Raw genomic sequence first — 13,707 nt, 5'->3', positions numbered from 1 at the left:
GGAAAAAACTTTTCTAGGTAAGCCACGGCACGCGTGAAGCGAATGAGAGTACGGTTTGGGTAGACTTTTTCCTGAAACAGTCGGGCCCAGAAATTGATAGGGTCTAAGCCTGCCATACACACAATTGTCACAAAAAACCGGGCAACGATCCCGGTTTTCTTTTTCTTTTCGGTGCGGATTGTGATACCTTTAGAAAAACGCGTGTATGCACTCAATGATAAATTCTGAGTTTTGGGTGTTTTATCTTTTTCTTTTTTTGGAAATAAAGAAAAATAGGAGTGCAAATTGTGGGTCAAACCACACCGCATATGGGTGATGCCATTGTGTGAAGCGTAATGGCGCGGGAGTTCGATGGAAAAGTTAGACAAAAATCCGTCATTTTACCGAAAGTTGTACCATGCATACTTGCCAACTATCATACAGAAGTGGTAGAAAAAGATGGGGATGTGTGGAAGACGTCTGGATCAGCAGTTTGTCACTTTTCCAAACTTGATTGGTTCCATGCGGTTGGAGGGAGCGTTACTGTCCCAGACACGCTGCGTGCGATGAAAAATCGCGATTGGAACCGAAAGGGTCGCTTCCGCGGGCTGGTGAAGGGCAGTTTTCTCAACGGCCCACGCATCATGATCCTGCAACAAGTGTGGAACAGGTGGCCAGAGCGAAGGAACATTCGAAAAATGCAGTTCATCGCCGTGCGGAACCATTTACTCTAGCATTCGCTCCATATGGTGTCACCACTACCTGACTCTTCAGATGAAGGTTGATGGAGTGAATGAAATGTTGCAAGTGAGACGGCTATACAGTTGGGCGATGGTGTTAATATATGCCTGCCTATTTGCTTGGACCGTCAATCACTACGGAATTGCGCTCTCCGTGGTGAGCGGAACGTCCATGCAGCCGACTTTGCACGATGGGGATCATTTGTTGATCAACAAATTCCAATTTTTATTGGAAAAGCCGACGGTAGGTGACGTCATCACCTTCCGTGATCCGTCCGATCCAGATCGGTATCTGGTGAAACGAGTGATTGGGAAGCCGGGAGACATCATTGAGATACGCGACGGCCTTTTGTACCGCAACGGGAAACGGGTGCAAGAACCGTATATCGACAGCATGATCGAGGATGGGGATTTTGGCCCGGTCAAGGTAAGGCAGGAGACCGTATTTGTCATGGGGGACAACCGTCACCGCTATGCGTCTAGGGACAGCCGGTACAGCGGCGTGGGGATGGTTCCCTATGCCTTGATTGACGGAAAAGTGGAATTGATTTTGTGGCGCCCTTCATTGGCTGCATCGCTGTAATCACAAGCTGAAGGGAATAATTTAAAATAGGTATAAAAGTCAAAAATTGTTCACAAAAATCAAATTGCGTTCCAAATGAAATGGCGCATAATAGGTAAGTGTTGTTATGCTTTTCCTAACGAATCCCTAACAAGATCGTCCTGGAGCCCAATCGGACGTTAATGTGGAAGGCTCAATAAACATACAAAGTGTATCAAATTTCTAGGAGGCATTTAGCAATGGATCTGTTAACGAAAACACGCCGCATCTCGAAAATTCTTCAAAGAAACGTAGGTCATCACTTGGTAGATTTCGATGAAGTCGCTCAAGCCTTGTGCGACATCATCGGCGCAAACACCTTCATCGTCAGCCCGGAAGGGAAAATGTTGGGTCTGGCCATCAACCATGAGGTAGAAAGCGAACGGATCGCGCAGTACATCAAAACCCGCGAATTCCCAACCGATTATGCTAGACTGCTGATGGAAGTGGACAAAACGATGCCGAACGTGGGTGTCGATAGCCCTTACACCGCTTACCCAACGGAAATGAGCGACTTTTTCCGCCAAGGGTACACCACTTTGGTGCCCATCATCGGTGGTGGGGATCACTTGGGCACATTGGTGCTGTCCCGCCTGAACACGGAGTTTGGCGAAGATGATCTCATTCTGGGTGAATACGGCGCGACGGTCGTCGGGATGGAAATCCTGCGCGAACGTGCCGGGAAAGTGGAAGAGGAAGCACGCAGCCGTGCGGTGGTGCAATTGGCTATCAACTCCCTTTCCTTCAGTGAGTTGGAAGCAGCTGAGCACATCTTCAATGAATTGGACGGTCTGGAAGGGCTCCTGGTTGCGAGCAAAATTGCCGATCGCGTGGGTATTACCCGTTCGGTGATCGTAAACGCTCTGCGTAAATTGGAATCCGCTGGTGTCGTGGAATCCCGCTCTTTGGGGATGAAAGGTACCTATATCAAAATTCTCAACCCCAAATTGCTCCCGGCGCTGGAAAAAGCCCGTCACTGAAAGAAAGGCCCGAGCTCAATTTAGAGCTTTGGGCCTTTCTTTTTTGAATGAAAATTCAGGAATGTTGCGGTATAATGTGATTAATTGTAGGGAAAGGGAAAGCGTCTTCAGGCCGTTTATACGGTCTTAAGGTGATGGGGAGTCAAGCGACGGAATGAAGCCAAAAGAGATAGGGCGGATGGGGATCGCGATGGTTTTGATCGCGCAGTCCGTCGTGCTCGCATGTAAACGCATTGGCGGCCCAGCCAGGCACGAAAGTCGTTATTGGTGATGTTTTTTGCATCGCTGAGGAAGACGGGTGGGCAACCGCTCTTCATGCGGCGGAAGACTTTCTAACATCGGAACCGCTACGCGCGCCAGCCACGGTGCCAATCACTGAAAAAAGGGCGCAGGCATTGTTTGTCGATTTGTCACAAAATGGTCAATGACCTTGCGCGGCACGGACAAGTTCATGCAGAGGAGTAGGCATTCCCGCCATTGTTCACATGCACGACCATTCCTTTGTTATAATGAGTACCGAGTCCATGTTCATTGTGCGGGAGTTGAATCAGATGGAGAGTATGCGGCGCTATCTCCAGTTTGTCAAGCCATATTGGAAAGAGATTGCGCTTACCATGGTGATCGGGATGATCAAGTTCGGCATCCCGTTGTTGATGCCGTTGCTTTTGAAATACGTGGTGGATGATCTGCTGCTTTCTCATTTGTCCAATCAAGACAAGTTGGAAAAACTCGCCTGGGTCATCGCCGGGGCCTTCTTTTTGTTTACCGTTGTGCGCGTACCGGTCGAGTATTATCGGCAATATTTCGCCCAGTGGACGGCGAGCAGGGTGTTGTATGACATCCGCAATCAACTGTTTGACCATATTCAAAAGCTTTCATTGCGGTATTACCAAAACCAAAAAGTGGGCCAAATTATATCACGCGTGATCAATGACGTGGAGCAGACCAAAGAGTTTGTGATCACGGGAATGATGAATATCTGGCTCGATTCGGCGACCCTTTTGATCGCGATCGGGATGATGCTGTACATGGATCCCTTGATGACAGTGATCTCCCTCGTCATTTTTCCGTTTTATGGGGTGGCCGTGAAATATTTTTTCCAGAATTTGCGCCGGTTTACAAAAGAGCGTTCCCAAGCGCTGGCCGACTTGCAAGGCCATTTGCATGAGCGGCTACAAGGTGTTTCTGTGATTCGGGCCTTTCATTTGGAAGAGTACGAACAGGGGCAGTTTGAAAAAAGAAACAAGCATTTTCTCGACAAGGCGATGACGCATACGAAATGGGTGGCCAAAACGTTTGCCTCCATCAACACCTTGACGGATTTGGCGCCGATTGTTGTGATCGCGCTGTCCGCTTATTTTGTGGTTCAAGGAACGATGACGATTGGAGAAATGACCGCTTTTTATGGATATATGGGGCTGATTTATAATCCGATTCGGCGCCTTGTCAATTCATCGACCACATTGACACAAGCTTTCGCCTCGATGGACCGTGTATTTGAATTCATGGATGAACCCTATGAAATCACAGATCAACCGGGAGCGAAACCGATCTCTAGGGTGAAGGGGAGAATTGAGTTTCGCGGGGTGCGGTTTCGATATCACAAAGAACAGGATTGGATTTTAGATGGGATCGATTTGACGATCGAACCCGGACAGACAGTGGCGCTCGTCGGGCCAAGTGGGGGTGGGAAATCTTCCCTCATCTCGCTGATTCCTCGGTTTTATGACACCGCGGAGGGCGAGATTCGCATTGACGGCCACAATATCCGCGAAGTCACTTTAAAAAGTTTGCGGGGGCAAATAGGGTTGGTGTTGCAGGAGAACATTTTGTTTAGTGGTTCCGTCGCTGAAAACATCCGCATGGGCAACATCGACGCCACGGAGGAGGAAATTCGGGCTGCCGCCCGCGCCGCCAATGCCCATGAATTTATAGAGGGGTTGCCTGAAGGGTACCAGACGGAGATTGGCGAACGCGGCGTGAAGTTATCTGGGGGGCAAAAACAACGGATCGCCTTGGCAAGGGTCTTTTTAAAGAATCCTGCCATCCTGATTCTCGACGAAGCGACATCGGCCCTTGATTTGCAATCTGAACACCTCGTGCAGGAGTCGCTAGATCGACTGGTAAAAGATCGAACAACCATCATTGTGGCTCATCGCCTCTCAACCATTACCCACGCCGACCAGATTCTGGTTGTCGATCAAGGGCGTGTGGTCGAACGGGGGACGCATGAAGAACTACTGAGAGAAAACGGCCTCTATGCCCAGCTGTTCAATGTGCAGCATTTGGGAAACAAACCGGAGGAGAATGGCAATGCAGAACAGGACGTAAGCGGTTTGATGGAGGGAAAACATGCGTAAAACATTCCAGATCAATTATGAGTGGGATATTGTGCACATTCGTAGCGAAGTGCGAGAAATGGCACGTGAAATGGGTTTTGATGAATTGGATCAAGCGCGCATCGTCCAATCGGTTTCGGAGCTGGCGCGCAATGTGATTCAATATGCCGACCATGGCAACATTTTGGTTGAGGCTGTAGAAGAGGAAGAGCGACGGGGGATCAAGGTGCAGGTGCAGGACGCGGGGCCCGGCATCGCCAACTTCGATGAAATCACTAAAGGGAAGAAGCAAACCTTCGGTGAGACATCGGGGTTGCAACATGTGGGCATGCTGATGGATGAAATGAAGCAGATTCCCGTAGATTCAGGCACTTGTGTGGAAGTGATCAAATGGCTGAATACATGCAAGCATTAAAATGAAAAATAGATGTATCCAGGCTGCTTTCTTTGATGGAGAGCAGCTTTTTTCACCAAATGGACTGGCTTAACTTGGCTGAATGTGAAAAAAATGGGTCGAGATCGGCAGTGAAAGGCGGGTTCCACCCCCGATTGACTGCTTCTCAAAAATTGTTCACATATATGTCAACTTTCTACCGGGAGCTTCGATTAGACTATTGAATAAGGAAGTTTGTGAAGAGAATCGCAAGAAGAAGGCAATAATACTGGTAAATATTGATTTGTTGCCTTCAACGCGTTGTTACCCACGCTTGCATCCCACTTTGCGATCAACTAAAATGATGATGGTATTAAGCATGGCTATTGACATTTCTCAAACCCAATAATTGAGAAATGGAATGTAATATCATAGGGTCGATAAGCCTATGGGGTTACATTTTTTTGTGTGTTAAAGCCAATTATATTCTGCACGAACAACATGGAGTGGTGCGTTGAACCATTTTTGTCCGTGTGAAAACGTTTAACTTGGCTTCGAGGTTTCTTGGTTGGAAAGGAGGTCTGTATGGTGGAACGATCTGTGCCTCAGCAATCAGCTGCTGAACCGATTCTCGAATCGATCGAAGCGGCTTCAAGGGCAACTTGGCGCGACTTTGTGGAAGTGACCAAACCGGGCATCAATAAAAGCAATTTGTTTGCTACATTTGCCGGGTATTTGCTAGCGGCGAGGTTTGCGTTGTTCGACTGGAGCACGCTGGTGTTCACCCTCTTGGGCACGGCATTGGTCATAGCGGGCGGATGCGCGATCAATAACTATTATGACCGTGACATCGACCCATTAATGGAGCGTACCAAGTCTAGGCCCGTACCGGATGGAAGGCTAAAACCGAAGACGGTCCTGTGGTATGGAACCCTATTAACTGTGTTAGGGACGCTCGCGCTCGCCTTTGGGGTGAATCTCTTAAGCGCTACCTTGGCATTGGTCGGGTTTGGGGTTTATGTATTCATCTACACCATGTGGTTGAAGCGCACAAGCACGTGGAATACAGTCATTGGTGGTGTGTGCGGCTCCGTCCCCCCGATGCTAGGTTGGGTTGCAGTGACCAATTCGCTTGATTTGAATGCCTGGGCGCTCTTTTTGATTCTGTTTATGTGGCAGCCTCCGCACTTTTATGCGCTGGCGATACTGAAAGAAGATGACTATCGCCGAGCGGGCATTCCGATGCTTCCTGTTGTTAAAGGGTTGAAGGAGACCAAGAAACAGACGCTGATCTTTACGCTATTATTGATCCCATCATCCGTATTGCTCTTTTTGACCGGTGCCGGCAGTTGGTTCTATCTGATCTGTGCCCTGGTGCTGGGTGGTGTGTATGTCGCTTTGGCTATCAAGGGGTTTTATACAGATGATCAAGTAAAATGGTCAAAGCAGATGTTTTTCTACTCCTTGATTTATTTGACAACGATTCTGTTGGTCATGATGTTGGATGTGGTCATTACAGAAGGCATCGCAATGCTAACAAGATAGAAACAGTGCTTATAAATAGCTTGATATAGATTTCTTTTGCACTGTGAATTCAGTGATCCGTCCCGCTATTTACGTTGGGGCGGGTCAAGTTAACAGAAAGTGAGGTTTGATCGTGGTGAGTCGACAAGGAATGTGGCGAGTATTGACAGTGCTGTTGCTCGCGACTTTGGTCCTCTCTGGATGCCAAGGCCATGACAGTTTAAACGTTTTGGACCCATCCGGTTCTGCGGGACAAAAGCAACTTGACCTCATCAAGTGGAGTTTCTTCCTCATGTGTGGGGTTTTTGCAGTGGTAATTACGATCTTTATTTATGTTCTTATCCGCTTCAGAAAACGCAAAGGCATAGATGTGATGCCGGAACAGACTCATGGTAGCAACACTCTTGAGATCATTTGGACTGTCATACCGATCATCTTGTTGGCGGTGTTGGCGGTGCCAACGGTGACATACACCTTTGATTTGGCGGATATGCCTCGCGAAGAAGATTCCATCAAAGTAAAAGTGACTGGCTATCAATATTGGTGGGAGTTCCAATATGAAGGAATGAACATCAAAACCGCTCAGGAATTACATATTCCTGTGGGCAAAAAAGTTCATTTGGAAATTCACGGTAAAGATGTATTGCACTCTTTCTGGGTGCCTGCACTTGGCGGTAAAATGGACGTAATTCCCGGTCGTGTTAACACGATGTGGCTGGACGCGAAAAAACCGGGAGTATACCAAGGGAAATGTGCGGAGTTGTGTGGTGCAGGACATGCTCTGATGGATTTTAAAGTCATTGCCGAAGAACAGGCTGACTTCGACAAATGGGTAGCGCAAATGCAAAAGCCTGCCGTAGCGCAAACGACATCCCAAAAAGAAGGCGAAAAAATCTTCATGCAAAACTGTTTGGGTTGCCACGCTGGCACGAACCCACGCATCATCGGCCCGGACTTGAACAAGTTTGGTACACGCACGACCATTGCTGGTATTTTGCCGCATGATGAGCAGAACTTGAAAAAATGGCTCAAAGATCCAACAAGTGTCAAACCTGGCACACTCATGCCGAAAATTGACTACTTGGAGCCGAAAGAAATGGACGCGTTGGTTGATTACCTGATGAACCGTAAGTAATTTTTTTCCTTACGGCCCTGACTGACAACAAATTATTTTGAACATCTCGTTTAAGAAGGAGGGAACACCATGGGGACGCTTATCGTGCTAATCGTCTTTGCTTTGTTCATCACGGCGATTTTAACGGGTGGCTATAACAAGGAGGCCATCGAAAAATTCAAGAAGAGCAAAGCATGGGATTGGCTCACCACGGTGGACCATAAAAAGATTGGGATAATGTATTTCATCTCGGGTTTCTTCTTCTTCCTCATCGGTGGTATCGAAGCAATCTTCATGCGGATGCAGTTGATTGTTCCGCATAACGACCTGTTTGTGGGGGATACCTTTAACCAGCTGTTGACCATGCACGGCACGACAATGATCTTCTTGGCAGCGATGCCGTTGCTTTTCGGTCTGATGAACGCCGTGATTCCGTTGCAAATCGGGGCGCGCGACGTTGCGTTTCCGTTTTTGAACGCGCTTGGTTTCTGGCTGTTTACAGCAGGGGGACTTCTTCTCAACCTGAGCTGGATCTTTGGCGGAGCGCCTGATGCCGGGTGGACGTCTTATACCACGCTCGCATTGAATGATTATAGCCCAGGACCTGGGATAGACTATTATGTGTTGGGCTTGCAGATTTCCGGTATCGGTACGTTGATCGGTGGTTTGAACTTCATTGTCACCGTCATCAACATGCGTGCACCGGGTATGACTTTCTTGAGAATGCCGATGTTTACATGGACTTCGTTTATTGCTTCAGCACTGATCCTGTTCGCCTTCCCGGCGCTGACGGTGGGTCTGTTGCTGTTGATGTTCGACCGGCTGTTCGGAGCCAACTTCTTTGACCACGCCATGGGCGGTAGCTCCGTGATCTGGGAGCACTTGTTCTGGATCTTCGGTCACCCGGAAGTATATATCGTGATTTTGCCGGCTTTCGGTATCATGTCGGAAGTCATCAGCACGTTCTCCAAAAAGCGTTTGTTCGGTTACACCTCCATGGTTTTCGCGACCGTGGTAATCGGCTTCTTGGGCTTCATGGTTTGGGTACACCATATGTTCACTGTGGGCTTGGGTCCATGGTCCAACTCGGTGTTCGCGGTAGCGACGATGACCATCGCCGTGCCAACCGGGATCAAGGTGTTCAACTGGCTGTTTACCATGTGGGGCGGACAAATCCGGTTTAAGACAGCCATGCTGTTTGCCGTAGGTTTTATCCCCACCTTCGTGATGGGTGGGATGACAGGGGTCATGCTGGCGTTGCCACCTGCAGACTTCCAGTATCAAGACAGTTACTTCGTTGTTGCGCACTTCCACTACGTGCTCGTTGGTGGTACGGTCATGGGTATCTTCGCAGGTGCCTACTACTGGTGGCCGAAAATGTTCGGTAAGATGTTGAATGAAACGTTGGGTAAAATCCATTTCTGGACGTTCCTGATCGGTTTCCATCTCACTTTCTTCCCGCAACACTTCTTGGGATTGTTCGGGATGCCACGTCGGGTGTTCACTTACCAAGCCAATGTGGGCCTGGAACAGTTGAACATGCTTAGCACCATCGGGACGATCGGTATGGTAATTGGTACGTTGGCGTTCGTTTTCAACATTGTGATCACCTTCAAGAAAGGTGCGAAGGCTCCGGCCGATCCATGGGACGGACGTACGTTGGAATGGTCGATCTCTTCACCAGCTCCAGAGTACAACTTTGCACAATTGCCATTGGTTCGTGGTTATGACGCATGGTTTATGGAGAAGCAAGCGGGCAATAAAGAAATGCCGGCGGCTGAACCACTCGGTTCGATTCATATGCCATCTCCATCTTTCATTCCGCTATTGATGTCGATCGGATTCTTCGTCTCTGGGTTTGGTTTCGTGGCCCGCGGCGACTATTCGATGGGGATTCTGGGCTTGATCATTGTGTTCATCGCTATGTTTATGCGCTCGTTTGATCAAGATCACGGCTATCATATCGAACCGCATGAAATCGAAGAAGCGAATAAGGGGGTTAAGGCATAATGGCAGCACAAACCGAAGTGAAGGCAAACCCCAATATGCCTAACCATCTGGAAACGGCAACCTTGGACGGTAAGAATAAAGTGCTTGGTTTCTGGCTCTTCTTGGGAGCAGAGACGGTGTTGTTCGCTTGCTTGTTCGGGACATATCTCGCCCTGCGCAATCAAACGATGGGCGGCCCGGACGGACAAGAGTTGTTTGACTTGAAATTGGTTGCCGCAGCAACGGCCATCCTGCTGACCAGTAGCTTGACCAGCGTATTGGCCATGATGAAGATGAACCAGCTGAATTACAAAGCGATGCAATTGTGGTTGGGCATCACCGTGTTGCTCGGTGCTTCGTTCTTGGGTCTGGAGATTTACGAGTTTATTCACTATGTCCATGAAGGGCACACGTTTATGAGCAGCGCGTTCGGTTCTTCGTTCTATGCGCTGGTCGGCACGCACGGCGCGCACGTTACCTTCGGGATCATTTGGATCTCCACACTCATGATTCAAGCGGCTAAACGGGGCATCACCAAGGAAACGGCTCCCAAGCTGTTTGTATCCAGCCTTTATTGGCACTTTATCGACGTAGTCTGGGTCTTCATTTTCAGTTTGGTATACTTGCTCGGAAAGGTGGGTTAAGCGGTGGCACAGCAACCTAACACATCCAATCATGCTCCATCGGGTAGTTCTGAGAGCGCGACAAAACACGTCTTGTCGTTTTTGCTGATGATTGCCCTGACGGTAGTAGCGTTTGCTCTTGTGATGTATGATATTGTTCCGACGAACATGATTCTGCCGCTGATCCTTGTCTTGGCTACGATTCAAGTGTTCTTGCAACTTTTCACCTTTATGCATTTGAATCAAAAAGGGACCGCGTTTTACACGATCTTTATGGTTACAGGCATTTTGATTGCGGTGGTTTCTGCTGTGGGAATCATCCTGATGTAGCGATCAAGGCCCTTCCGTCCAAAGCGGACGAGAAGGGCTTTTTGTTTTGATTGCCGCATCCGTCGGTGTTTTTCGTGTCACTCCGTTTATCTTGGGAGATGGGATGGGAGGATGCGGCCTAGCCGTTTTAGCATCTGCTACTTTAAATCGATTTGGCTTGTTAAAACAGCCCTTGCGTTACGCATTCTTGATATGCGGTTGTGTGTGTCGTTAGCCCAGTGATCATCCATCCTGCGTCTATCAACAGGCGGCAACGGGAAGGCTCTTTCTTTGCGTCTTTTTTTGAGTAGTAGTATAGGAATGCTTGTGTTTTAAAAAATAATTGCCATCTGTTTTGTACGAATCTCGTTTATTTTGTATGATTTAAACGTTATTATAAATGGTGAATCTTATCACTTTGAACCAACAATTGAGGGATGTATACCATGTTGTCAACTTGGTTTGGAAAGAGAGAGCTGAATGACGTTTCCGTGGTGAGAAGGTTTGAGTTGTCTGAAGGTCTGGGGCTGGGTGCGGTAACCGGGTTAGGATACTTCGCAGCTTATTTGTCAGAAAGTGCCTACAAAGCTTATTTCGGTTTACCTTCGCTTTATGCCGACATCAGTTTGAATGCCATTGTTTTTGATGTCTTGCATTGTGGTAGTGGGTTTGTTGTTTTGGGTGTTCACGCAACATGATCATTTGCGACGAACGGGCCAGTATTTGTTGCCGGTATTGCTACCGCTTTCGGTCGGGTTCATGTTGGGATTAAAACTAGATTTTCGAGTGGAGCAATCTTTGTTGCTGATTGTTTTTTATCTGCTCTTGTTCATTCTTTTTATGGCGGCGTTGTTTATCTTAGCAGTGTACAAACAGTGGGTTTCGGCAGGGGCTTTATTCATTGTGATTATGATGTCCGTCTCCAGCGCCAGCGGATATTTGGTGGCTTCCAACCAAGTGGAATATTTGGTTGCGCGGAAAGGAAATGCCACCTATGCGGTGGTGGATGTGTATAAAGAGTCGCTAGTGTTGATGCCTGTTGATCTCAAAAAACGCACCGTCAAGCCAGAGTATCTTTTTGTCGATCACAAGACGGAGCTACAAGCGGCCATGCAGTTGCAAAAGAAGAGAATTGGTCCATTGACGCTCGAGCAATGAAAAAATACAGCGCACAGCCTGGATTTACGCGAAATCGGCTGTCCGCTGTTTTATTTGGTTTCAGGGAAAAAAGCAGAGCTTTCGATGGTTCGATATTTGCGAGACACTTGGGTGTCAACATATTGCTTCCACATCCGTTTGGCGCAGTCGGTCGAGCAGATCGGCGATTCAAAGCTGATCTCCACATATCGCGCTTCATTGCCACAGATGGAACAAGGAGCGGTCTCGACTGCAGGGACGAGCAAGTCTTCTGTTTGCAAAGATTTGATTGGTTTCAAATCATTCTCTCCTTTCCAGTATGGTGGTGCAGTCATCCATAATCTGCAAAAGAGGAGAAACGTAAGTTACGTTCATGTTCCTACTAACTATTTTCTCATAAAATCTTGAATTTCTAAAGTCTATTTCCATCTAATTATGCCTCGTTTTAAAAAAAATGGCTGTATAGATGTTGAAATGGCAGGGGTTTGCGCCGATTTTTCCATATTTGTCCTTTCGGATGAATACCTAGAACCATCACTGGCACCTTCTTGAGATGTGATTAAGATGATGAAAGATGGTTTTCAGTCATAAAAATAGAAGCATACGGGGAAGATGTTTGGATGTGGTGAAAACTGGGTGGAAGCGTTGCATGGAGAGAGCCTGACGGGGAGATTGTGGCGATGATAGGATTCTCAGGATGTGGTGTTCGAGCCGTTTCACTAGGCCCGCCGCAATGATTAGAATATTCCATCTATTGCGGCGAGCGAATGTTGAAACGGGGCTATCCTGACTGGGCGATGCCAAGGGGACTCTTCAGCCGCAACAGATCCTTTTGCTTATGGATAAGCAATTCTTCCTTGATCCGCAACATCGTGATCAAAAAGGACGATGGTTCCTCCAGATGGGGGCAGTGAGCTGAGTTTTCAAACCAAATTAAGTCCTTGGCAGGCGCGGATAGATGGTCGAAAAAACGCTGTTGTAATTCATGGGGAGAGAGATAGTCATATTTGCCCACGCATAAATAGACAGGTATTGCAATCGTTTGCACATCGTCAAAGAGGTTGATGCGCATAATCTCTCGGCCGATACTGCGCATGTGCAGGCGCATCCCCTTATAATAGCGCCACCAATCGAGAAGTGTGTATTCCGTAGAAAAGAAGCCGCGCAACAAGAAACGGAAAATGCTCCCTTTTCTCACATCTCCTCCGAAGCGGGAGACCCATTTGTGGTGTGCGTACAGGTCGCGTGTGCGCTTGTAAGGGGGGTACCCCAGCCGTTGCAATGCGGATATGGCCCGCCGTTTTTCCAATTGCCGCGCGTGGATCAGCACATGCTGGTAGGAGATGAGTTCCCCTTTTTCCACATTGCTCAACTGGCCAATACCGATATAGGCGTGGAGAAGCTCTGGATGTTTTTGGGCGAACAGTAACCCGAGGATGCTTCCCCAAGAATGGCCGGCCAAAAAGACGCGTTTTTGGTTGAAGCGAGTCAGCAAGTATTGAATCAATTCATATATATCGTCAATATGTTGCTGAATGGTCATGTCCGCTTTTAACAGCCGTGGGGAGAATGATTTTCCCGTGCCGCGCATGTCCCAGTTCACAACCAAAAAATGTTTTTCCAGCTCTTGTTGATAATGGCGGGCAAAACCAATCTGGGCAAACCCGGGTCCCCCGTGCAGAAACAACAGCAACGGATGGCTTTGATCCCGTCCGCGAACCATGATGGTTTGCTCCTGCCCACCCAGTATGATTTTTTCAATTGTAGCAACACTGCCCTCAATTTTTCTTTTCTTCAAGTCGAAAAATTGGGGGGTTCTACTCTTAAACATGAAATTCCCACCTTTTTGAGCGATTTTGCAGAAGTTTGGTTTGGGGATAAAATATTCTCTGTTTTCTACTTATTTCCTTCAAGAACTGGATAAATTTTGCCTGCTTGCCGAGAAATGTGCGAAAGGCAATAGCGCAGAGGGAAGGTGAAAGGAGAAAAATCGTCGCAT

Annotated in this window: 13 protein-coding genes; 11 read left to right on the top strand and 2 right to left on the bottom strand. The window is 47.9% G+C overall.

Going from position 1 to position 13,707, the window contains the following annotated elements; all coding sequences use genetic code 11:
* Positions 1-777: 777 nt before the first annotated feature.
* The 11 genes from lepB to CLV36_RS15040 all read left to right on the top strand — a co-directional run bounded on the left by lepB (position 778) and on the right by CLV36_RS15040 (position 11,729).
* Complete coding sequence (lepB, locus tag CLV36_RS15095; protein WP_181353097.1) at positions 778-1,302, top strand: signal peptidase I; 525 nt, start codon at positions 778-780, stop codon at positions 1,300-1,302.
* Between the two features lie 218 nt (positions 1,303-1,520).
* Entirely contained in the window at positions 1,521-2,300 is a 780-nt protein-coding gene (gene codY / locus CLV36_RS15090) for a GTP-sensing pleiotropic transcriptional regulator CodY (protein WP_102991425.1), read from the top strand.
* 551 nt (positions 2,301-2,851) lie between these two features.
* On the top strand, positions 2,852-4,660 hold the full coding sequence (locus tag CLV36_RS15080) for an ABC transporter ATP-binding protein (RefSeq protein ID WP_106343244.1): 1,809 nt from the start codon (positions 2,852-2,854) through the stop codon (positions 4,658-4,660).
* A complete protein-coding gene (locus CLV36_RS15075; RefSeq protein WP_106343219.1) occupies positions 4,653-5,054 on the top strand; it encodes an ATP-binding protein in 402 nt (133 codons plus the stop codon). Before CLV36_RS15080 ends, CLV36_RS15075 begins: the two co-directional genes overlap by 8 nt.
* Before the next feature lie 543 nt (positions 5,055-5,597).
* The gene (cyoE, locus tag CLV36_RS15070) at positions 5,598-6,557 is read left to right on the top strand and encodes a heme o synthase (RefSeq protein ID WP_106343218.1); all 960 of its coding nucleotides are present in this window, start codon (positions 5,598-5,600) and stop codon (positions 6,555-6,557) included.
* Between the two features lie 130 nt (positions 6,558-6,687).
* A complete protein-coding gene (coxB, locus tag CLV36_RS15065) occupies positions 6,688-7,671 on the top strand; it encodes a cytochrome c oxidase subunit II (RefSeq protein ID WP_022735665.1) in 984 nt (327 codons plus the stop codon).
* 69 nt (positions 7,672-7,740) lie between these two features.
* Entirely contained in the window at positions 7,741-9,660 is a 1,920-nt protein-coding gene (gene ctaD, locus CLV36_RS15060) for a cytochrome c oxidase subunit I (RefSeq protein ID WP_022735666.1), read from the top strand.
* Positions 9,660-10,283, top strand: coding sequence for a cytochrome (ubi)quinol oxidase subunit III (locus CLV36_RS15055; protein ID WP_022735667.1), 624 nt, complete (start codon positions 9,660-9,662; stop codon positions 10,281-10,283). The genes ctaD and CLV36_RS15055 overlap by 1 nt, the downstream gene beginning before the upstream one ends.
* 3 nt (positions 10,284-10,286) lie before the next feature.
* A complete protein-coding gene (locus CLV36_RS15050; protein ID WP_102991430.1) occupies positions 10,287-10,592 on the top strand; it encodes a cytochrome C oxidase subunit IV family protein in 306 nt (101 codons plus the stop codon).
* A gap of 425 nt (positions 10,593-11,017) precedes the next feature.
* Positions 11,018-11,269 (top strand): hypothetical protein, encoded by a 252-nt coding sequence (locus CLV36_RS15045; protein WP_106343217.1) that lies wholly within the window; start codon positions 11,018-11,020, stop codon positions 11,267-11,269.
* Positions 11,253-11,729, top strand: a complete 477-nt coding sequence (locus CLV36_RS15040; protein ID WP_146130654.1) for a hypothetical protein — start codon at positions 11,253-11,255, stop codon at positions 11,727-11,729. Before CLV36_RS15045 ends, CLV36_RS15040 begins: the two co-directional genes overlap by 17 nt.
* A gap of 50 nt (positions 11,730-11,779) precedes the next feature.
* Here CLV36_RS15040 and CLV36_RS15035 read toward each other — a convergent pair whose 3' ends face one another.
* The gene (locus CLV36_RS15035) at positions 11,780-12,007 is read right to left on the bottom strand and encodes a hypothetical protein (RefSeq protein ID WP_022735670.1); all 228 of its coding nucleotides are present in this window, start codon (positions 12,005-12,007) and stop codon (positions 11,780-11,782) included.
* A 482-nt stretch (positions 12,008-12,489) separates the two neighbouring features.
* A complete protein-coding gene (locus CLV36_RS15030; protein WP_106343215.1) occupies positions 12,490-13,539 on the bottom strand; it encodes an alpha/beta fold hydrolase in 1,050 nt (349 codons plus the stop codon).
* Positions 13,540-13,707: the final 168 nt, after the last annotated feature.

This window comes from Laceyella sediminis, from assembly GCF_003003125.1.
GTDB lineage: Bacteria > Bacillota > Bacilli > Thermoactinomycetales > Thermoactinomycetaceae > Laceyella > Laceyella tengchongensis.
This window is presented reverse-complemented; position numbering and strand designations above follow the sequence as displayed.